This is a genomic window from Brevibacterium sp. FAM 24630 (assembly GCF_049804075.1).
GTDB lineage: Bacteria > Actinomycetota > Actinomycetes > Actinomycetales > Brevibacteriaceae > Brevibacterium.
The window spans coordinates 18,665-39,410 of record NZ_JBNBZD010000001.1 but is presented as its reverse complement, the minus strand read 5'-3'; the positions used below and the strand labels follow the sequence as shown (position 1 = coordinate 39,410).

The 20,746-nt window shown below is 62.9% G+C and carries 17 protein-coding genes; 12 read left to right on the top strand and 5 right to left on the bottom strand.

Features of this window, described 5'->3' with window-relative positions; translation table 11 throughout:
* The first annotated feature begins 31 nt into the window (after positions 1 to 31).
* Positions 32 to 1,669: an AbgT family transporter gene (locus ACPUD7_RS00155; RefSeq protein ID WP_425118763.1), complete on the top strand. Its 1,638-nt coding sequence runs from the start codon at positions 32 to 34 to the stop codon at positions 1,667 to 1,669.
* A gap of 17 nt (positions 1,670 to 1,686) precedes the next feature.
* On the opposite strand, the gene ACPUD7_RS00150 is transcribed toward ACPUD7_RS00155, so the two are convergent.
* Complete coding sequence (locus ACPUD7_RS00150; protein WP_135539295.1) at positions 1,687 to 2,628, bottom strand: NAD(P)H-binding protein; 942 nt, start codon at positions 2,626 to 2,628, stop codon at positions 1,687 to 1,689.
* A gap of 137 nt (positions 2,629 to 2,765) precedes the next feature.
* On the opposite strand from ACPUD7_RS00150, the gene ACPUD7_RS00145 reads away from it, so the two are divergent.
* Positions 2,766 to 3,458 carry a TetR/AcrR family transcriptional regulator gene (locus ACPUD7_RS00145; RefSeq protein WP_135539293.1) on the top strand — a complete coding sequence of 231 codons (693 nt, stop codon included), beginning with the start codon at positions 2,766 to 2,768 and terminating at the stop codon, positions 3,456 to 3,458.
* A 67-nt stretch (positions 3,459 to 3,525) separates the two neighbouring features.
* Here ACPUD7_RS00145 and ACPUD7_RS00140 read toward each other — a convergent pair whose 3' ends face one another.
* On the bottom strand, positions 3,526 to 3,897 hold the full coding sequence (locus tag ACPUD7_RS00140; RefSeq protein ID WP_167854400.1) for a DUF1844 domain-containing protein: 372 nt from the start codon (positions 3,895 to 3,897) through the stop codon (positions 3,526 to 3,528).
* 283 nt (positions 3,898 to 4,180) lie between these two features.
* Here ACPUD7_RS00140 and infC point away from each other — a divergent pair, with 283 nt between their 5' ends.
* The 5 genes from infC to ACPUD7_RS00115 all read left to right on the top strand — a co-directional run bounded on the left by infC (position 4,181) and on the right by ACPUD7_RS00115 (position 8,010).
* Complete coding sequence (gene infC / locus ACPUD7_RS00135) at positions 4,181 to 4,831, top strand: translation initiation factor IF-3 (protein ID WP_425118762.1); 651 nt, start codon at positions 4,181 to 4,183, stop codon at positions 4,829 to 4,831.
* 99 nt (positions 4,832 to 4,930) lie between these two features.
* Positions 4,931 to 5,137 (top strand): 50S ribosomal protein L35, encoded by a 207-nt coding sequence (gene rpmI, locus ACPUD7_RS00130; protein WP_135539289.1) that lies wholly within the window; start codon positions 4,931 to 4,933, stop codon positions 5,135 to 5,137.
* Positions 5,138 to 5,265: 128 nt separating this feature from the next.
* Positions 5,266 to 5,655 (top strand): 50S ribosomal protein L20, encoded by a 390-nt coding sequence (gene rplT, locus ACPUD7_RS00125; RefSeq protein WP_025779787.1) that lies wholly within the window; start codon positions 5,266 to 5,268, stop codon positions 5,653 to 5,655.
* Positions 5,656 to 5,881: 226 nt separating this feature from the next.
* Positions 5,882 to 6,703 (top strand): TrmH family RNA methyltransferase, encoded by an 822-nt coding sequence (locus tag ACPUD7_RS00120; RefSeq protein ID WP_425118761.1) that lies wholly within the window; start codon positions 5,882 to 5,884, stop codon positions 6,701 to 6,703.
* A gap of 665 nt (positions 6,704 to 7,368) precedes the next feature.
* Complete coding sequence (locus ACPUD7_RS00115) at positions 7,369 to 8,010, top strand: hypothetical protein (protein ID WP_135539285.1); 642 nt, start codon at positions 7,369 to 7,371, stop codon at positions 8,008 to 8,010.
* A gap of 130 nt (positions 8,011 to 8,140) precedes the next feature.
* Here the strand turns inward: ACPUD7_RS00115 and ACPUD7_RS00110 are convergent, their stop codons facing one another.
* Complete coding sequence (locus ACPUD7_RS00110; protein ID WP_425118760.1) at positions 8,141 to 8,494, bottom strand: SdpI family protein; 354 nt, start codon at positions 8,492 to 8,494, stop codon at positions 8,141 to 8,143.
* A gap of 159 nt (positions 8,495 to 8,653) precedes the next feature.
* Between ACPUD7_RS00110 and ACPUD7_RS00105 the strand changes: the two genes are divergently transcribed.
* Entirely contained in the window at positions 8,654 to 9,313 is a 660-nt protein-coding gene (locus tag ACPUD7_RS00105) for a pentapeptide repeat-containing protein (RefSeq protein ID WP_135539281.1), read from the top strand.
* A 164-nt stretch (positions 9,314 to 9,477) separates the two neighbouring features.
* Here ACPUD7_RS00105 and ACPUD7_RS00100 read toward each other — a convergent pair whose 3' ends face one another.
* Complete coding sequence (locus ACPUD7_RS00100; protein ID WP_135539280.1) at positions 9,478 to 10,392, bottom strand: LysR family transcriptional regulator; 915 nt, start codon at positions 10,390 to 10,392, stop codon at positions 9,478 to 9,480.
* Positions 10,393 to 10,524: 132 nt separating this feature from the next.
* On the opposite strand from ACPUD7_RS00100, the gene ACPUD7_RS00095 reads away from it, so the two are divergent.
* Positions 10,525 to 13,608 carry a cytochrome P450 gene (locus ACPUD7_RS00095; RefSeq protein ID WP_425118759.1) on the top strand — a complete coding sequence of 1,028 codons (3,084 nt, stop codon included), beginning with the start codon at positions 10,525 to 10,527 and terminating at the stop codon, positions 13,606 to 13,608.
* Positions 13,609 to 13,742: 134 nt separating this feature from the next.
* A complete protein-coding gene (locus ACPUD7_RS00090) occupies positions 13,743 to 15,113 on the top strand; it encodes an MFS transporter (protein ID WP_425118758.1) in 1,371 nt (456 codons plus the stop codon).
* Positions 15,114 to 15,201: 88 nt separating this feature from the next.
* Here the strand turns inward: ACPUD7_RS00090 and ACPUD7_RS00085 are convergent, their stop codons facing one another.
* Positions 15,202 to 16,833: an acetolactate synthase large subunit gene (locus ACPUD7_RS00085; RefSeq protein WP_425118757.1), complete on the bottom strand. Its 1,632-nt coding sequence runs from the start codon at positions 16,831 to 16,833 to the stop codon at positions 15,202 to 15,204.
* 170 nt (positions 16,834 to 17,003) lie between these two features.
* On the opposite strand from ACPUD7_RS00085, the gene pheS reads away from it, so the two are divergent.
* Together pheS and pheT are read left to right on the top strand one after the other, a co-directional pair.
* Entirely contained in the window at positions 17,004 to 18,047 is a 1,044-nt protein-coding gene (gene pheS / locus ACPUD7_RS00080) for a phenylalanine--tRNA ligase subunit alpha (protein ID WP_135542676.1), read from the top strand.
* Position 18,048: 1 nt separating this feature from the next.
* Entirely contained in the window at positions 18,049 to 20,634 is a 2,586-nt protein-coding gene (pheT, locus tag ACPUD7_RS00075; protein WP_425118756.1) for a phenylalanine--tRNA ligase subunit beta, read from the top strand.
* Positions 20,635 to 20,746 lie beyond the last annotated feature (112 nt).

Here is a 20,746-nt window from a genome sequence, read left to right as displayed (position 1 = left end):
GACTCTGACCACCGCAAGAAAGAGAGCATCCATGTCAACGACGACACAGGGCAAGGTCGGCATCGGGCAGCGACTGCTGGACTGGGTCGAGAACGTCGGCAACAAGCTGCCGGAGCCCTTCACCCTCTTCCTCGGTCTGTTCATCATCACCGGGCTGGTCTCGACGGCGATGGCGATGGCCGGGGTCTCGGTCACCATCCCCGGCGATGACGAGACCATCGCGATCAAAGGACTGTTCACCGGTGAGGGACTGTCGTGGCTGACGACGACGATGGGGGAGAACTACCTCGGATTCCCGCCGCTGGCCACCGTGCTGCCGATCCTCTTGGCCGTCGGTGTCGCTGAGAAGTCGGGAATGCTCGCCGCGGCCGTGCGCATCGCCTTCGGCAGGAGTCCACGCTGGCTGCTGCCCTACGCCGTCGGGTTCGTCGGAGTCACCGGGTCGATCATGTCCGACTCTGCGTTCATCATCATCCCGCCCTTGGCCGCGCTCGTGTTCAAAGCCGCCGGTCGCCACCCGATGGCCGGGCTCATCGGCGGATTCGCCGCCACCGGTGCCGGATATTCGACGTCGATCGTGCCGACGAGCCTCGATGCGCTGTTCGCCGGCATCACCACCTCGGTGATGGACACCCTGCCGAACACCGACTTCACGGCCGTCAACCCCGTGTCGAACTACTACTTCAACATCGCGTCGTCGATCGTGCTGGCCATCGTCGCCGGATTCATCATCGACCGTCTCATCGAACCGAACATGATCCGCCGAGGCGTCCCCCGCGAATACGCGAATGCAGGAGCTCAGGGGCTGGCGAAAGAGTATCGAGCGGACAACCCGTACGGCGAATCCGGGAGCGCAGGCGGTGGCGAAGCCGAGGACGAAGAGTCCGAGATCAGGGCCGAACTCGAACCGCAGGAGAAGCGGGGTCTGATCTGGGCTGTTCTCGCAGCGCTGCTGCTGACCGCGCTGATCCTGTTCTCCGTGCTCATCCCGAACTCGCCGTGGCGCAACGAGGACGGCGGATTCCTGCCGGAGTCACCGCTGCTGTCATCGATCGTGTTCATCGTCTTCGCCTACTTCATGCTCATGGGAGTCGTCTACGGATTCGCCGTGCGCACCGTGCGGTCGATGAACGATCTGGTGAGGATGATGAGTCAGTCGATTATCGACATGATGTCATTCCTCATCCTTGCGTTCATCCTCGGCCAGTTCATCGCTCTGTTCAATTGGACGGGCATCGGTTCGTGGATCGCTGTGGCCGGTGCCTCGGGGCTCGAGGCGATCGGGCTGACAGGGTTTGCCGCGGTCATCGGCTTCATGCTCCTGGCCAGCGTGCTCAACCTGTTCATCATCTCCGGCTCATCCATGTGGACTCTCATGGCCGCGGTGTTCGTGCCCCTGTTCACCCTGCTCGGATACGAACCCGCGTTCATCCAGGCCGGCTTCCGCGTCGGAGATTCAGCCACTCAGGTCATCACCCCGCTCAACCCGTACATGATCGTCCTCCTCGGCCTCGTCCGCCGCTACGAGCCGAGCGCGGGGCTGGGCACCGTGATCTCGCGAATGTTCCCATTCGTCATCCCGTTCTGGCTCGCGTGGGCTGCGCTGTTGGCCATCTGGTACTTCTTCGACCTGCCGCTGGGACCGGGCAATGGGATCTTCCTCAACTAGGGCGCACCGGGTAGTGCTCACAGCATCTGCCGCACGCCGTCGCGCCAATCGGTGATCGGGACCGCGTCGGCCAAGGTGCCCGGTTCGATGACGCAGGGTTCGTACCAGATGGGGGCCAGCTGGTTGAGCTCATAGAAGGAGCGTTCGAACGCACCGACGGCCCTGGTCACCCAGCGCGGCACCGGGACCGGACGCTTGTGCTTCTGCCCCAGAACGTCCGCGGTGAAATCAGCGATCTCAGTGAGAGTCGGATTCGAGGCCGGTGCGATGCGCAGCTGATGCGTCCCCGCGGGGACGGTCGTCAGATCCTCTGCCGCCTGGATCATTGCGGCCGCGTGATCGGCGATGACGGTGATTCCATGAGGGACATCTGTCCGTGCCGGGACCAGGGCGCGGCGCCCCTTGGAGATCGGCTCGGTGATGCACATCCGCACGACCGATGACCACTTCTCTGCGGTTCTGCCGAGCAGATCCCCGGCGATGACACTGGCAGACGTCGCAGAATGAGCGGAGCGAGCCTCGAGGAGCCGCTGCCGGATTCGGCCTTTGTCTTCGACAGGAGCGAAGGGTGAGGTCTCGGTGATCGGTCGGGTGAGGCCGGTGAAGGCGTATACCGATTCGGGGAAGACGACGGGGATGCTCAGTTCGGCGGCGGTGTCGAGGACCGCCTGATCCAGCCGCGGGAGGACCTGTTCCCATTTCCGGCTGTCATAGGGGGCATGAGCGCAGGCGAAGATCACATCGACGCCCTCCGCAGCCTGAGCCAGCTGCGAACGGTCCGTGGCGTCGGCCCTGATATGCGCGGGAGCGGGACTGGGTGCCGGTGCCCCAACGGTCACGGCCTGCTGTGCACGGCCACCCGAGCGCGTGGCGATGCGCACGGTGACCCCTGAGCCGATGAGTTGGGCGGCGATCTCCGAACCGATCTGGCCGTTGCCGATGACGAGTGCTTGCTTCATGACGGGTCCTTTCCGATGACCTCGAATCAAATTGAGAGAGCGGTGATCTCGAAAAATCAGCGTAGACCTCAAGGCGGTTCAATTCAAGAGCAGTGCTCACAATTGTTATCTCTGTTCTCGGATCGTAGAGTGGATCCATGACTGAGACGACCCCACGCCAGCGCGCTCGCGTCGAGACCGAAGCGCAGATCACACGCATCGGCAACCGGATGATCGACGAAGACGGGGTCGACGGCCTGTCTCTGAGGGCGATCGCCCGCGAGCTCGGTGTCGTCTCGAGCGCGGTCTACCGCTATGTGAAGAGCCGCGATGAGCTGCTGACGATCCTCATCCGTGACGCTTTCACCCAGATCGCCGACACCGTCGATGAGGCTCTGGCAGAGCAGCGGAACGTGGAGACTCTGGCGCTGTCGATGCTCGCCTGGGCGCGGAGGTATCCGAACCGCTGGGCGCTCATCTACGGCACTCCGATCGCCGACTATGAGGCCCCACGGGAAGAGACCGTGGTGCCGGGAACACGAATCATGGTCGCCCTGGCATCCCTGGTGGCGGAATCCCGCAATGATTTCGAGGTTGCCAGCCGGGCCGGACAGGTGCAGGGCACCTCGGGTGTCGAAGTGCGGAAACCGAGCGCGACGCTCAAGCCGCTGCGACAAGGGTTCGAAGAGCTCGGGCTCGGCTACGACGATTCCGTCATTCTGGAGACCGTCACGATCTGGGTCGGCATCGTCGGGCTCATCAATGCCTTGCGGTTCGGTCAGTTCGGGCCGGGATTCGATGACGTCGAAGACAACCTCATGTCCGCGGTGGTCGGCCGCCTCGGCGAGTGAGGATGCGACAGCGGCCCCCGATCGATGATCGAGGGCCGCTGGATCAGCTATTGGCGGGGGAGTGGGGTCAGCGGACGGGGCCGGTGAACTTCTCTCCGGGGCCTTCGCCGGGGGCGTCGGGAATCTCCGAGGCCTCACGGAAGGCCAGCTGCAGACTGCGCAGTCCATCGCGCAGCGGGCGGGCGTGGTGATCGCCGATCACCGTGGCGGCGCCGGTGATGAAGCCGGCCAGCGCCGTGATGAGCTTACGGGCCTCATCGAGGTCCTTGAGGTCGGACCCGGGGCCGTCCGGTCCGTCGTCGGCGAGGCCGCACTTGATGGCGGCGGCGGACATGAGATGGACGGCGCTGGAGGTGATGACCTCGACGGCGGGAACCTCGGCGATATCGCGGGTGACTTCGGCGACCGCCTCGGCGGGAACGGATTCTTCAGAACTCATGCCATAAGCTTGACATATAAATCAACGCGGCGATCACACCAGGGTCTCGATGTGCGAAGAGTCATGAAGCGTAGTACACTGGTAGCTGGTGCGAAGCGGAGTCTGACTCCCACCTTGATCGCGAAGAGCGATCGGGTCCAAAGATCTCTCCCGCGGACGACTGTCCGCATGGGTTGCAGATCGAGGTGTATTCACCGAAGACGTACGGTTGACCGTACTGCTCGTGTGTGCAGGCTCCCTTGGCATGTGTCAACGGGAGCCTTTTTCGTTGCCACGACCACATTTGAGCAAAAGGAGTGAACACATCAGCGAGACGCGCATCAATGACCGGATTCGGGTTCCCGAGGTCCGGTTGGTCGGACCCAATGGTGAACAGGTCGGTATCGTTGCCATTCGCAAGGCACTCGATCTCGCCCGTGAGGCGGATCTCGATCTCGTCGAGGTAGCCCCGCAGGCGAAGCCACCCGTAGCCAAGCTCATGGACTACGGAAAATTCAAGTACGAATCTGCTCAGAAGGCCAGGGAAGCCCGGAAGAACCAGGCAAACACTGCGCTGAAGGAGATCCGCTTCCGTCTCAAGATCGACGAACACGATTACGAGACGAAGAAGGGCCACGTCACCCGCTTCCTCGAAGGCGGCGACAAGGTCAAGGTCATGATCATGTTCCGCGGACGTGAGCAGTCCCGCCCGGAAATGGGCATCAAGCTGCTCAACCGCTTGGCCGAAGATGTGTCGGACCTCGGCACCGTCGAATCCTCCCCGCGAGTCGACGGACGCAACATGGTGATGGTCATCGCCCCGCACAAATCAAAGTCTGACGCCAAGGCGGAGGCTCGCAAGGCATCGGCAGGTGCCAAGGGCAAGTCCGCTGAGGTGAAGTCCCGTCGCGATCGGGTTGCTGCAGAGAAGAACTCAGCTCAACCCGAGGCGTGAGCAAACAGGTAACGTCGCGTTCCAGGCCCCCTGGTCTGTGCGTGTGAAGTAGTTGCCGGCGGCCACCGCCGACAACGAATTGCAAAGGAGAACGGCACTATGCCGAAGCAGAAGACGAACAGCAGCGCCAAGAAGCGCATGCGCGTGACTGGCACTGGCAAGATCATGCGTGAAGGCGTGAACAACCAGCACAAGTTCGAGGGCAAGTCCTCGGGCCGCAAGCGCCGGGTGTCCACCGACCAGGTCATCACCGGTGGAGACCGCGCCATGGCCCGCAAGCTTCTGGGCAAGCTCAAGGGCAGGTGAGACCCCTTTCGGGTCTTCTTTCTCGGACGAGTCTCCGGGATCTCCCCGGGCAGCCGATCACCGGCTCCCACAGCTTGAACCAGAGTCCGGCACCGCCGGAAGATACGAACTTTTCAAAGGAGTAACACGTGGCACGTGTGAAGAGGGCGGTCAACGCCCACAAGAAGCGCCGGGTCATCCTCGACCGGGCAAGCGGCTACCGCGGACAGCGCTCGCGCCTGTACCGCAAGGCCAAAGAGCAGGTCATTCATTCGCTGGTCTACAGCTACCGTGACCGTCGCAAGCGCAAGGGGGACTTCCGTCGCCTCTGGATCCAGCGCATCAACGCCGGCGCCCGCGCCAACGGCATGACCTACAACCGTTTCATCCAGGGCCTCAAGGCCGCTGGAGTCGAGGTCGACCGTCGCATGCTCGCTGAGCTCGCCGTCAACGACTCGGCCACCTTCGCGCACCTGGTCAAGGTCGCCAAGGACGCTCTTCCTGCTGACGTCAACGCAGCGAAGACCGACGCCGCCTGAGCAGCGTCACCTGAATACTCCAGTCACACTCGTGACTGATTGGTCACCTCGGTGACCGTCGACGGCCCCGAACTGACATGGTTCGGGGCCGTCGAGTCTGTTCGGGCCATCGCTCGCGCTCTAGGTCGGTTCGTGCCGGCCGCGCCACCGACCTGGCCTGACTCCCTCCCGGCAACGTTCTCTTATTCCAGCAGCTCCCTCCATCGACTCTTAGGACCACGCACGCATGAAGCTCCCTGACGTCATCTCCTCGCCGCAGTCGAAGCGGATCAAGAACGCCGCGAAGCTGCTCAAGCGGCGTGACCGCAAGGCTACGGGGCAGTTCCTCGTCGAGGGTCCGCAGGCCGTGCGTGAGGCATTGGGCCTGGCGGGCTCCGTGGTCGAGCTGTTCATCACCGAGGAAGCCGCCGAGGAGCATCCCGAGTTCATGGCCTCGGCCAAACATGGGCGTCTGCAGTGCAGCATCGTCACCCCCGAGGTGCTCACCGAGCTGGCGACGACCGTGAATTCGCAGGGGGTCGTCGCCGTGTGCAAGACTCTCGATGTCGAGCTGACCTCGGTACTGAACAAGGAAGCGCAGCTTGTCGTCGTCCTTTCCCAGGTCCGCGACCCGGGCAACGCCGGTACGATCATCCGCCTGGCCGATGCCGCCGGCGCCGACGCTGTGGTGCTGACATCGTCGTCCGTTGATGCCTATAACGACAAGGTGGTGCGTTCAACTGCCGGCTCTCTTTTCCACATCCCCGTCGTCACCGGAGTCGGACTGTCCGAGGTCACTGAACTTGCGCGAGCCCGCGGCCTGCAGGTCCTCGCGGCCGACGCAAACGACGAGGCGCACGATCTTCACCACCCGTGGGACACAGGGCTGGATCTGACCGCGCGCACCACGTGGGTCTTCGGCAACGAAGCATGGGGGATGAGTGCCGACGATCTGGAGCTGTGCGATTCGTCTGTTGCCGTGCCGATCTACGGCTCGGCCGAAAGCCTCAACCTCGGGACTGCCGCCGGCGTGTGCATCTATGAGAGTGCGCGCAACCAACGGATGTGAGGTTTCGTGGGCGCGGCCATCTTTGCTGAGCCAGCGGCACTGTGAAACAGATAATTGAGCCTGGCTCAACGGCCACACGGTTTTGAGCGCCTCATTCAACGGCGAATCAGGTTTTCGATACGAGCCAGCATCGAAAACCTGATTCGTGGTTGAACGAGTCCGGTCGTCCCGTCCGCAGCTTGCCTGGGAGGAAGCGCGGATTCGGCCAGGTTGGGAGACGAGGGCGGCTGATTTTCTGACCCTGTGCGCACGAGTCAGGGGTTGTCCACAGCCCCTTGCGCCGCCCTTGCCTGTCTGCTGTGGCACGGCACATGCTGGTGAGCATGTTCATCTGCTTGAGTACCGCAGACCTCCAAGACGCCGGGTGGTCAACGCATCAGATCACCCACGCCTTGCGATGCTGTCTTCGACGTGTGCGCCACGGGATCTACGTTGTGTCAAAAGAGTGCAGGCACCCTGACCACGGCTACGTGGCAACTTTTGCCGCAGCGGCGGATGTCAATCTTCCAGTCGAAGAATCTGGGATGCGGAAGCGGGATGAGGACTTGCGCATCTTGGTCCGATCCTACGCTGGCCGTATGCCGCCCCGCTGCGTCTTATCTCATCGCAGCGCGTTGATCGTTCACGGGTTGCCCATCCCGTATCTCGACAAGGACAGCAGTCCGATGGCCGAAGCAATTCATCCGAAGTACGGAGTGCGCCATGCGACGATGCTGGTTCGGCGTCGAGACTTGGCGGAGTCGGACATCGTCGAGGTAGCTGGGATTCCGGTGACGTCAGTGTTGAGGACTCTCTCTGACATTGCACGAGACTACCCGTTGGCTTTTGCCGTGGCAGTCCTTGATGCCGCGGTGCATCGCGGGTTCACATCGGAACAAGCCATCATCAGGTATTGCGAGGCACATCCTCCGCGGACCTTGGCACGGAGAGTCGCTGACGCAGTGCACCTTATGAATGGCGGTCGCGAGTCGGTGTCGGAATCGATCTGTGCTGTCCGATTTGTTGAGTATTCGGTTCCGGGGTTCGAACCGCAAGTGGAGTTCTACGATGAGCAGGACCGTTTCATCGGCCGCACGGATTTCGCGAACAAGAAGGCAAGAGTCATCGCTGAGTTCGACGGCGAGGGGAAATACCATTTGCCGGGGAAGAACCCTCGGGATGAGATGGAGAAGGAACGTCGCCGAGAAAACAAGTTGCGGAATCTCGGTTACGCGGTTTTTCGCCTTCGCTGGCAGGATCTTTTCTCTGCGGACGTCTTTCTCAGGATCAAAGAGAGCGTCGAGCGGCGCAGCGCTCGCACCGGCTGATGTCGGAAGCGACCGATTCGGCGTCGTGGATCAACAGCCATTCAGACTATCGATGGTGCCTCGTATCGAAAACCTGAAAAGCTGTTGAACGAGACACTGCGAGCGTGCGCATCTGCGGGAGTGCTCGGAATCAGCGGGTGAGAGGTTCTGGGGGTGTGGCCTTTGCCGCTGAATTGGCGGCGCGCCAGATGAAAACGCAGCAGGCCAGGATGATGATCCACCCCGAAATGGCGAGCAGATGTCCCACGGTTCGCGGGAGCTCGAATACTTCCACAGCGGCCAGAGCCGCCACGTGGCCGATCGCGACCACGGCCACGCCGTAGACATAAGGAGCAGCCGCCCGTTGGCCGCGTTCCCACGACTCGTCTGAGCTGAGAGTGTGCTTCGTCCGAATCCCGATTATCCGATTGCGACCGATCATTCTCCGAGCGATTCCCAGTTGCATAAGGACGCAGACAGCGGCAATGACCAGATAGCCGATCATCGGAGGGTAGAACACCTATCGATCACCTCCTGGAACGAAGCCGATTCGAAGCGGCGCATGCTGAGAGCACTCCTCCTGCAGTGTATCGGTCACGCAGCTGCAACGTCGGCCGAACAGGTGAGAACGCCCCGTGTCCGGCGAGCCAGATACGGTGAGCACATGACGACCGAACCTCCCCGCGCACCCAAGATCACCCTCGGCTCACTGACTCCCGGCTACCTCGGAGACCTTGGCGCAGAAGAATTCCTCGAAGGTATGGAATTCAACGATCTCGACCTCACCGAGGTTGACTCGGCACAGGCGACGTTCCTCGACTGCACGCTGACGCGAGTGAACTTCGGCCTAGCAGAGGCGCCGGCGAACCTGACGGGCGGGCGTTTCTCCGGAACACGGGTCGACGACTGTCGGGCCGACACGTGGACGATGCCACGAGGCAGCCTTCTGCACACGGAGATCCGAGGCACACGGATCGGCGCGGGGGTGACTCATGACAGCGTGTGGGAGAAGGTGCGATTTGAGAACTGTCGCATCTCGTATCTCAACCTGCGCGGGGCCACACTCACCGATGTCGAATTCCGGGACTGCGTCATCGACGAGATCGACCTGGACCGCGCCAAAGTCAATCGGGTCGCGTTTCCAGGGAGCAGTGTCGGTGCATTCCAATGCGAGGGAGCGACTCTCGGCAGTGTCGATATCCGTGGGCTGCAGCCGCACAAGATCTCCGGGGTGCACTCGCTGCGCGGAGCGACGATCGACGACACCCAGCTCATGCTCTTTGCCGACCTCTTCGCTCGGGAGCTCGGCATCACCGTGGAATGAGCATCCTGAGTATTCGTCCATGCGCGTCGTCCACGCTCGGACATGGGAATCGGTCTTGATTCAAAAAGAACACGCGAGCGTACAACAGCATTGCGTCGGACGTCCGAGGGCCGGAAGGCGGTCGCTGACCCTGCGTCCGAGTCTTGCAGCCATCAGCTGCTTCATCATGTCCATTGCTGGTTCTTGGCGAACTCGACCAGAGCCTGTGCGCGCTTCGGCGACGCGTGGTCAGAGGGCCAGATCACTTCGACGCCGACTGGCTCAACTGCCGGCTTGATCTCCTTGACGACCAGAGGATACCCCTCATAACTGGCAGTATTCGTCAGCCTCTGAACCAAGACGCCGTAGCCCAGTCCGCGACCGACAAGTGTTCTCACAACTTCGTAGCTGGTCGTTCGGTGACGGATCCTCGGCGCCAAACCTCGGTCGTGGAACATTCCCAGCGTGTGTTGGCTCGAAGGAGGAGAGTCGAGGAGGATCATGTCACGTTCGACGAGATCCTCCAGACGCACGGCCTCTCGAGCAGCGAAGGGATCATCTGCTGCCAGGATCACATGGGCAGGCTGTGCGAAGAGCCTCGCGTGGTTCGGCGTCCCCGGAATGAGCGTCTCGTAGACAAAAGCAACGTCGATCTCTCCAGACTCCAGAGTTCCGGTCAAGCGGTCCTGTGTGGTCTCGACTATTTCGAGACTTACTCGTGGGTGCTGCTTGCCGAAATCGTCGAGCAGTACGGGCAGAATCACCGGTGCCAGAGTCGGATAGCAACCGATGGTGATCGGACCGGCCAGTTCGCCATCGTGTGATCTGAGTTCACGCTCGAGTTCGTTCGCCTCGGAGATCAGGCGCGTGGCTCGGGCGGCCACCTGTCTTCCGGCGGCAGTGAGCACCAGTCCCTGAGCCTTCCTCCTCACGCACAGCTGTGCATCCATCTGATGTTCGAGCGCGGTGATCGAATCGGAGATTGCCGAGGAGGAGACATGCAGTTCCGCCGCCGCAGCCGAGATCGTACCCAGCCGGGCTGCGGTGAGGAGATAAGACAGTTGCCTCAGTGAATAGTTCGGGGCGTGATCAGAATGCATCTTCGTATTTCCGGATTAGTTCTCAGATTAATTCCGCTTTTCCTTTCATAGTACCCATCGCAGACTGGACTGTGAACACGATCACAGAGTGATCGCACCGACATAAGCTGTCGCAACGATGAGGAGATGATGATGACGTCAGGTCTTCACGAACACACCCGCAGGGCAGTCACCTCGGCACCGGTGGCGGACTGGGTGAAGATCCCGGAACTCTACGAGAATCCGTTTCCGATCTATGAACGGCTCCGTGCCGAAGGCGGAGTGCACTGGGTTCCTGCGGTCAACCGCTATCTGATCACCAGATATGAGGCCGTCAGCGCAACCGAACATGACCAGGACATCTTCTCCGCGAACGAAGAGGGCTCTCTGCAGATCCGCGCGATGGGCCATTCCATGCTCCGACGCGATGATCCCGAACATTATGAGCAGCGCCGAGCCTGGCAACCGGTGCTCAAGCCCGGTTACGTCAAACGCGTGTGGACATCTATGTACCGCGAAGTTGCCGAGGATCGTTTGGATCAACTCGTCGAAAAAGGCACTGATATCGACCTCATCTGGGACTTCGCCGCGCCCTTCGCAGCGGAGACCCTGCGTCGCATGCTCGGGCTGTACAACGCCGATCAGCTCGACCTGCAGCGCTGGTCGCAGACGATGATCGACGCCACCGGCAACTACGCGGACGACCCCGAAGTCTGGGCCAAAGGGGAGCGGTCGTTCAACGAGGTCGACGCGGCACTCGACGAAATGCTCGACTACCATCTCACCCACCGTGATGATTCGCTCATCTCGGGGCTCCTATCGATGCCGGGCGAAACCATGCCGATCGAGCAGATCCGGGCGAACATCAAGATGACCATCGGCGGGGGACTCAACGAGCCCCGCGATGCTCTCGGAGTTGCGGCGTTTGCCCTGTTCAACCACCCCGATCAGCGTGAGGCCGTCATGGCCAACCCGCAGCTGTGGCCAACTGTGTTCGAGGAGACCATTCGGTGGATCGCCCCCATCGGCATGTATTCCCGCCAAACCACCCAGGACACCGTCCTCGCGGGCACCCACCTGCCTGCAGGAGCGAAGCTCGGAATCTGCGTGCTCTCGGCCAATCGCGACGAAACCGTATGGGAACACGCCGATCGGTTCGACATCCATCGGGAAGCGAAACCGCATCTGGCCTTCAGCAAAGGAGTGCACGTGTGCCTGGGCAACTGGGCCGCAAGAGCCGAGATCGCCGAAGTGGCTCTTCCGCTCCTCTTCAACAGTCTTGAGGGATTGCGCGTCGATGAATCTCGTGAAACTGCGGTCGGAGGCTGGGTGTTCCGCGGCATGCTCAAACTCCCCGTGGCGTGGTCGAGCGCGCGGACAGAGCCCGACTACGGAAAGTCCGCCTATGGCCGAGCGGCCGCGACGAGTGACGATGCGGCTGGCCGGTCGCACGGACCCACGATCGCGATCATCGGTGCCGGACCGTCAGGCTGCTTCAGTGCGAAGGAGATACTGCGGCAGGTGCCCGGAGGCCGCGTCGACATCTTCGACAAGCTCCCTGTGCCATACGGGCTGCTGCGCTATGGAGTCGCGGCTGATCACCAGGGCACCAAATCCGTGACGAGTCAGTTCGACCGACTCTTCACCGATCCCCGAGTGAGATTCATCGGCAACACCGAACTGGGCATCGACGTGTCGATGGATGAGCTCAAGGAGAACTATGACAGCGTGGTCCTCGCCAGCGGGCTCTCCCTCGACCGTACCCTCGGCATCCCCGGAGACGACCTGCCCCAGGTGCACCGGGCAGGCAGGATCACCCGCCTGCTCAATGGGCACCCCGATGAGGAGCGGTCGGCGGTCGAACTGGGTAGGAGAATTGCCGTTGTCGGTCAGGGCAATGTCGCCATCGACATCGTCCGGCTGCTCACCTGTGCACGTGAGTCCCTGGTCGGCAGCGACATCGACGACACCATACATGGGCCGATGAGAGAATCGATCGCTCGCATCGACATCATCGGTCGTTCAGCATCGCGAACTGCGAAATTCGATCCGGTCATGATCCGTGAACTGGCTCGAGTTCCGGGGCTGACTCACACACTTCATGGTGTCGATCTGTCGACGGTTGCCGAGGGCAAGGACGCGAAGCTCGATGCCCTCCGTGACCTCGTCGAACCGGCAGAAAATACCCAATACCAAACAGGGCCAGCAGACGCGATCGAGATGCACTGGTGGTTCTCAAGCACACCCGATGCGATCACCGGTTCGATTTCCTCCGCTCGGCAGGTCGATGGGATCGACATCACCCATGACGGTGCGGCCGTTCACCTCGACGTGGATTCTGTCATCACCGCCATCGGCTTTGTCGGAGACCCGATGTCGATGGCGAAACAGGGCATCTGCCCGGCGACGCCGATCCCCGCAGACGGCAGGATCGACGAGAACCTTTTCGCCATCGGCTGGCTCAAGGGTGCCGGCCGCGGAACCATCCCCGACCAGCGCACAGACGCCAGGATCCATGCTGCGACCATCGCCGCTGAGGTGAGCACCGGGTCGATCGCCACCGGTGCTCCAGGGCTCGACCCGGGGGAGACCGCCATCGATTTCGACGGTTGGCGCCGGATCGACCTCAAGGAGCGCCTCGGCGCCGGTGAAGGTCGCTGCCGAGCGAAGATCACCTCTCGTGAGGACCTGATGGCCACAGCTGAGGACACCGACCTCGACGACTATCTGCCGGACGCTGCGGCGAGCACGGTTGAGGGCCTGTCTCCCGGGATGCCGGTGACGATCCTGTTCGGCACGGAGTCCGGCAACGCTGAACTCGTCGCCGAGGAACTCGGCACGGTCCTGCGAGAGCTTCCCGAGGTGGAGGTCTCGGACCTGTCCGCGGTGTCACCGTCGGACCTGCAGCCGGAGAGATTCTATTTGCTCGTGTGCTCGACGTACGGCGACGGTGATGTCCCGAGCTCGGCCGCGCAATTCTACGATGAACTGCGCGACCTGCCCGTTGAGCTCGACGGCGTCAGATTCGCCGTGTTCGGGATGGGCGACGCCAGCTACACGAAGACATATTCGCGGGGCAGCGAACTGATGACAGAAGCGCTCGAGGCTCAGGGAGCGACTCGGCTTGGCGAATACGGTCGCCACGATGCCGGAGGGCCGGTACCGGCAACCGAAGCGGCCTGTGAGTGGGCAGAAGGAGTTCTGACGAATCTGTCCGAGACGCTCTCACCGGTCTGACCGGCTGTTCCAGCCCGGCGGCGGATGCCCCGACCGGATTTCAGTGTCTCGCCCGGGTGCCGATGTCACATCACGGCTGTCGGTGACTCTGGACTGACAATTTCTAACCACCACGACAGAACAAGGACGTTCTCATGACTGCCACACACGCACAGACGCCGACGGCGCAGAAAGCGAATCAGCGGAGGGTCGCGTTCGCCTCCATCATTGGTACGACGATCGAATGGTACGACTATTTCACGTATTCGACCGCGGCCGCGCTCGTCTTCGCCCACCTCTATTTCGCGCCGGCGGGTGAGGGCGTCGACCAGCTGCTCGCCTTCGCGACGATCGGCATCTCCTTCCTCTTCCGGCCGCTCGGCGCCTTCCTCTCCGGCCACTTCGGCGACAAGCTCGGCAGACGCTTCATCCTCGTCGTCACATTGGTCACGATGGGTGTGGCCACTGCCCTCATCGGTCTCATTCCCACGTACGAGACCATCGGGGTGACAGCACCGGTCCTTCTTATTCTCCTGCGCATCATCCAGGGCCTCTCGGCCGGAGGGGAGTGGGGCGGCGCGGCCCTGCTGGCCGTCGAACACGCCGATGTGGACAAGCGTGGTCGGGCCGGATCCTACCCGCAGCTCGGAGTTCCGTTGGGCATGTTGCTGTCGTCAGGCGTTATTGCACTCATGACCGGAGTCATCTCACCGGGAGACGCATTCATGGAATGGGGATGGAGAGTGCCGTTCCTGCTCTCGGTCGTGCTCATCGGCGTCGGCTATTGGGTACGGAGGGCCGTCGAGGACACTCCGGTGTTCAAAGAAATCCAGGTCGAGTCGGCCAAGCGCAAGGCACCGATCCTCGTGCTGTTGAAGAAGCATCTGCCTCTTGTATTCGTCGCCGCACTCATCTTCGCCGGTAACAATGCCAGCGGGTATATGACCACTGGCGGGTTCGTGACGAAATATGCGACGACCGATGCAGTGGGCTTCTCGCAGACCGATGTGCTGCTGGCCATCACCTTCGGGTCATTCGTCTGGCTGGTCTCGACCGCGGTCTCAGGTTACCTGTCCGATGCCATCGGCCGGGTGCGCACCTATGTCATCGGATTCGTCATCCTCATCGTCACTGCTTTCCCGCTGTTCTGGCTCATCGACACCGGATCATTGGGTCTGCTCTACCTGTCGCTGGGAATCTTCTCCATTGGGCTCGGTCTCTCCTACGGTCCGCAGGCCGTGCTCTATGTCGAACTCTTCCCTGCGTCGATCCGATTCTCCGGGGTCGCGATCTCCTATGCCCTGGGAGCTGTCATCGGCGGTGCGTTCGCCCCGACGATCGCCCAGGCACTCCTGCAGGCGACGGGCACGACAGCCTCGGTTTCGCTCTATCTGGTGATAATGGCGGTGATCTCTCTTTTCGCCGTCTCATTGCTCAGGGACCGCAAAGGCATCGATCTCTCTGTCGGCAACGAAGAGGAGCAGAGCGCGGGAATGTGGCGGGCGGGGAACTCACCCGTGCGCTGAAAGAGCTGAAAGACGGGTCCCGCCTTGGCCCGGTGCGAGTCGCCGAGGCGGGACCTCACCGGAGTCAGATCTCACCGATCGAGCAGGCTCAGTGCTTGCCCAGCTCGTCGATGAGCACCCGCTTGTTCTCCGAATAGTCGACGGGCGCGACGACGATGTGCACACCACCGGCTTCGAAAGCCGACGACAACACCGAATTCATCTCAGACACGTCGGTGAGCCGATGACCGGAGGCCCCATAGGATTCCGCATACTTCACGAAGTCCGGATTGCCGAAGGTCAGACCGTAGTCGGGCATGCCGTCGGATTCCTGCTTCCACCGGATCATGCCGTAGGCATCGTCTTCGAGGATGAGCACGACGAGGTCCAAGCCCAACCGCACCGCCGTCTCCATCTCCTGACTGTTCATCATGAATCCGCCATCGCCGACGACGGCCATGACCCGACGTTCCGGATACGTCAGCTTCGCCCCGATCGCCGAGGGCAGCCCGGCACCCATGGTCGCCAGCGCGTTGTCGAGCAGCAGAGTGTTCGCCCGAGTCGTCCGATAGTTGCGGGCGAACCAGATCTTGTACATCCCGTTGTCGAGAGCGACGATCCCGTCGACGGGCATGACGTCGCGGACCTCCTGCACGATCCGTTGGGGGATGAACCGATCCTCGTCGGCACCTTCGTGGATCTTGACGAGGATATCCTCACGCATCGGCAGCAGCGCCTCGGCGGTGGAGGTGGGGCTGTCGACCACCTCGGCGAGCCGGTGCAGGGTCGGACCCAGGTCACCGATGACCTCGAACTGCGGAAAATACACCTGCTCGACCACGGCCGCGCGGTAGCCGATGTGGACGACGGTGGGTCCGTTCTCATCCATCATGAACGGCGGCTTCTCCGTCGTGTCGTGACCGATCGTGACGATGACGTCGGCGGCCTCGATCGCGTCATGGACGAAATCGCGGGACGTCAGCGCCGCCGTGCCCAGGTACAGGTCGGAGGACCCGGACACCGAACCCTTGCCCATCTGCGTGGTGAAGTAGGGGATGCGCATCTGCGCGACGAAACGGGAGAGGTCTTCGCTGCAGTCGGATCGGGAGGCATCCGCACCGAGCATGAGCAGCGGTCGCTTCGCCTCCCGGACGACGTTTGCGGCGTTCTTGATCGCCAGATCACTGGCGACGGCCCGCGAATTCGTGTGCGGTTCGATGAGTTCGTACCTGTCGACCGGCAGGCCGGCGATGTCTTCGGGCAGCTCGAGATGCACGGGTCCCGGACGTTCGGCCTGAGCGACGCGGAATGCCTCTCGGACCATGGTCGGAATCATCGCAGCCGAGGTGATCTGCTTGCTCACCTTCGTCAGCGGATCCATCGTCGCCACCGTATTCACCATCTGGAACGCCGCCTGCTCAGCCGTGCGGATGCCCTTCTGCCCGGTGATCATGATGACCGGCATGCCGCCGAGGTGGGCGTACGCGGCCCCCGTCGCAAGGTTGAGCGCCCCCGGCCCGAGCGTCGTCAGACACACCCCGGGTGTGCCCGTGAGCCGACCGTAGGTGGCCGCCATGAACGCGGCGGCCTGCTCGTGCCGAGTGAGGACGAACTCGATCGACGATCGGCGCAGGGAATCGATGAAATCGATGTTCTCCTCACCGGGTATGCCGAAGATGCGGTCGACGCCCTCGTTCTCCAAGGCTCTGATCATGACATCTGATGCACGCTGTGTCGTCATGGTCCCGACCCTACGCTTCTCACCGAACGATCCCTATGACCCACCGCACACCACCGTCACCGAGGCGGCCCACCCACCCCGCGGACGCCGCCCCAGCCGCCCCCACCGGAGACGATAGACTTGAGCGCGAATAGATATGACGTCCCATCGACACGGACAAAAGGACATTGATGACAGACGAACTCGACCCCTTGGACGAGTCGGCCGTGAAGCAGGCCGTCGACGCGGCACTGACAGCCTTCGCGGATGCGACGACGCTCGACGATCTCAAGCAGGCGAAGATCGACCACACCGGCGACAAAGCCCCGCTGGCGCTCGCCAACCGGGCCATCGGCTCACTCGACAAGGCCGATAAGGCCGCCGCCGGCAAGATCGTCGGCAAGTCCAGGGGAGCGGTCAAGCAGGCCCACGACGCACGCCTGGCAGAGCTCGAAGCCGAACGCGATGCGGCCGTGCTCATCGAAGAGGCCATCGACGTCACCCTGCCCACCGACCGTCGCCGCCTCGGCGCTCGCCACCCGCTGAGCCTCATCCAGGAACAGGCGGCGGACTACTTCGTCGGCCTCGGCTGGGAGGTCGCCGAAGGTCCCGAGATCGAATCCGAGTGGCTGAACTTCGATGCGCTCAACTTCGGGCCCGACCATCCGGCTCGACAGATGCAGGACACGTTCTTCGTCGATCCCGCCGATGCCGGTCTTGTCCTGCGCACCCACACCTCACCGGTCCAGTCGCGCTCCCTGTTGGAACGCGGTGTCCCGCTCTACGTCGTGTGCCCGGGCAAGACCTTCCGCACCGATGAGCTCGACGCCACCCATACCCCGGTCTTCCACCAGATCGAAGGCATTGCCATCGACAAGGGTCTGACCATGGCCAACCTGCAGGGTACCCTCGACGGCTTCGCCCGCGAGATGTTCGGGCCTGAGTCGAAGACCCGCCTGCGCCCGAGCTTCTTCCCGTTCACCGAACCGAGCGCAGAGATGGACTTCTGGTTCCCCAACAAGGTCGGCGGTCCCGGCTGGATCGAATGGGGCGGCTGCGGCATGGTCCACCCCAATGTGCTGCGCGCCGCCGGCATCGATCCTGATGTCTACCAGGGCTTCGCCTTCGGCATGGGCATCGAGCGGACACTGATGCTGCGCGAGGGAATCAACGATATGCATGACATGGTCGAAGGCGATGTGCGCTTCTCGACCCGTTTCGGAATGAAGGCTTGATATGCGCGTCCCACTGAACTGGCTGGCCGACTATGTCGATCTCCCAGCCGAGACCGATCCCCATGCCCTCGCTGCCGAGTTCGCAGCCGTCGGTCTCGAGGAAGAGGACTTCTTCGGGCCCGAGATCACGGGCCCACTCGTTGTCGGACGGGTGCTCGAACTGGTCAAGGAAGAGCACTCGAACGGCAAGACCGTCAACTGGTGCCGCGTCGACGTCGGCCCCGAACACAACGAAGCCCAGGATGATCCGAAGGACCCGCAGCCCGGTGAGGAACGCCCCAGCCGCGGCATCATCTGCGGGGCCCACAACTTCGACGCCGGCGACCTCATCGTCGCCTGCCTGCCCGGAGCCGTCCTGCCCGGTGACTTCAAGATCGCCGCCCGGAAGACCTACGGTCACAAGTCCGACGGCATGATCTGCTCGGCCAAGGAGCTCGGACTCGGCGAGGATCACTCCGGCATCATCGTTTTGTCGGATCTTGGCCTGACGGGTGAGCCCGGCGATGACGCGATCGAGCTGCTCGGCCTCGACCAGGTCACCCTCGACGTCAATGTCACCCCCGACCGCGGCTACCAGCTGTCGATGCGCGGTATCGGACGCGAATATGCGCAGATGAAGGGTCAGACTTTCACCGACATCGGATCCGCCGAGGTAACCCCCACCAATGCGGCCACCGACGATGGATTCCCGGTATCGGTTGAGGACAACAACCCCATCAACGAGGTGGCCGGCTGTGACCAGTTCACTGCCCTGCAGGTCACCGGGCTGAATCCGGCCGCGAAGACTCCGTTCTGGATGCAGCGTCGCCTGCAGCAGGCGGGAATGCGTCCGATCAGCCTGACTGTCGATGTCACGAACTACGTCATGCTCGAACTCGGCCAGCCTCTGCACGCCTACGACACTTCGCTGCTCGGCGACGAGATCGTCGTGCGCCGTGCGACTGCGGGGGAGAAGTTCACGACTCTCGACGACGTCGAGCGCAAGCTCGATGCCGAGGATCTGCTCATCACCGACCGCGGTGCTGGTGCTTCTGGCAAGGGTGGAAAGATCATCGGTCTGGCCGGCGTCATGGGCGGCGCCGACGTCGAGGTCAACGACCAGACGACCGACGTCGTCATCGAGGCTGCTCACTTCGACCCGATCTCGATTGCCCGCACCTCCCGTCGCCACAAACTGTCCTCGGAGGCCTCGCGTCGCTTCGAACGCGGCGTCGACCCGAGGCTCGGGCCTGTGGCCGCACGTCGCTGCGCGGACCTGCTCGTCGAACTCGGCGGCGGAACGCTCAGCCCTGCGACCACGCAGATCGGGCAGGCTCCCGAGCCGATGGTGCTCGACTTCAAGGTCGCTCGTGTCGCGTCGCTGGTCGGTGTCGATTACACCGTCGCCGAGGTGACCTCACTTCTTGAGGGCATCGGCGCAACAGTGTCGACTAAGGACGAGGAGACCGTGTCGGTGACCGTGCCCAGCTGGCGCACGGACATCACCGACACCGTCGACCTCATCGAGGAAGTCGCCCGCACCGGCGGCTACGACCGCATCCCCTCCGTTCAGCCCGCCGCTCGGGCCGGCAACGGTCTGACGGTGGCGCAGAAGACGCGTCGCCGGATCTCGAACTTGTTGGCGGCCGACGGGTTCACCGAGGTGCTGTCCTACCCGTTTACGAACGATAAACGGGATGACCAGCTGCGGCTCGAGGCCGATGATGTGCGTCGCAAGCACGTGCGCCTGGCCAACCCGATGTCCGAAGACCTGCCGCTCATGCGCACCAACCTGCTCTCGACGCTCGTCGACCTCGTGGTCCGCAACCAGGGCCGCGGGGCGAAGGACGTCGCGCTGTTCGAGGCGGGACTGGTGTCCACCTCGGCGGGTCTGCCTGAGGGTCCCGGACCGCGTCACCTGCCCGGATACCACCCGAGCGATGACGAGCTCGAGAAGATCTACGCTTCGGTGCCGCATCAGCCTTACCACTACGCGGGCATCATCTCCGGCAATGCGGAGCTGCCCGGAGTCTGGGGCAAGGGCCGCAAGGCCGAGGCCACCGACGTCATCGACACCGTGCGCCGGATCGCTGCGGTCAATGGCCTCGAGGTCACCGTCGAGGCCGACCAGATCGCCCCGTGGCATCCGGGCCGTGCGGCGAAGTTTGTCCTTGCCGACGGTCAGGTGCTCGGCCATGCAGGTGAGCTGCACCCGAAGGTGTGCGAGAACCTCGGCCTGCCGGCGCGGACGGTCGCCTTCGAGATCGACCTCGATGCACTGCTGGCCCAAGACGACCTGCGAGCCTGGGACGGCGCTCTGTCGACCTACCCAGTGTCCCGCCAGGACGTCGCGCTCATCGTCGATGCCGAGCTGCCGACGCAGACTCTGGCCGCGACGCTGCGTGAAGGTGCCGGGGAGGAGCTCGAACTGCTCGAGACCTTCGACCTCTACACCGGCGACCAGTTGCCTGCGGGCAAGAAGTCGCTGGCGTTCCGCCTGACGTTCCGTGCCCCGGATCGCACGCTCAAGGCCGATGAGGCGTCGGCGATGCGTGAGGCGGCGACGAAGTTGGCCGCCCAGCGTCACGGCGCTGAAGTCCGCAGCTGAGAACAGTGCGTCACAGAGCCCGGTCGACCGATACAGTGGTTCGACCGGGTTCTGCCGTGTCCGCTCGAAGCATCACGGTAGAGCGCACCCAGACAGTAAGCACCACCGACCA